Origin of the sequence: Bacillus sp. SIMBA_008, from assembly GCF_046535495.1 — a bacterium.
In the GTDB taxonomy this organism is placed as follows: domain Bacteria; phylum Bacillota; class Bacilli; order Bacillales; family Bacillaceae; genus Bacillus; species Bacillus subtilis.
In genome coordinates, this window is the sequence record NZ_JAWRWL010000235.1 from 1 (window position 1) to 305 (window position 305).

1 protein-coding gene is annotated in these 305 nt (G+C 71.1%); it reads left to right on the plus strand.

What is annotated here, in order from left to right:
- Window positions 1–305, plus strand: a 305-nt coding sequence (locus SB658_RS22985) for a polysaccharide deacetylase family protein (RefSeq protein ID WP_410602566.1), incomplete at both ends; no start/stop codon positions are given.

Consider the following 305-nt stretch of genomic DNA (forward strand, 5'->3'; position numbering starts at 1 on the left):
GCTGCTGCGCGCGTATGGGTTCCCGGCCCTGGTCGCGGTCGTCACCGACTGGATCGACCTGCCCGCCGGCCGCCAGGTCGACTATGGTCCGCGCGCGTTCGGGCCGGACGATTTCCTGACCTGGGCGCAACTGCGCGAGATGCGCGAAAGTGGCCTGGTCGAGATCGCCAGCCACACCCATGACCTGCACCACGGCGTGCGCGCCAACCCGCAGGGCAACAGCACGCCGGCCGCGGTCACCCGCATCTACGATCCGGCGAGCCATCGCTACGAAGACGCCGAGGCCTACCGGCGCCGCGTCCAGG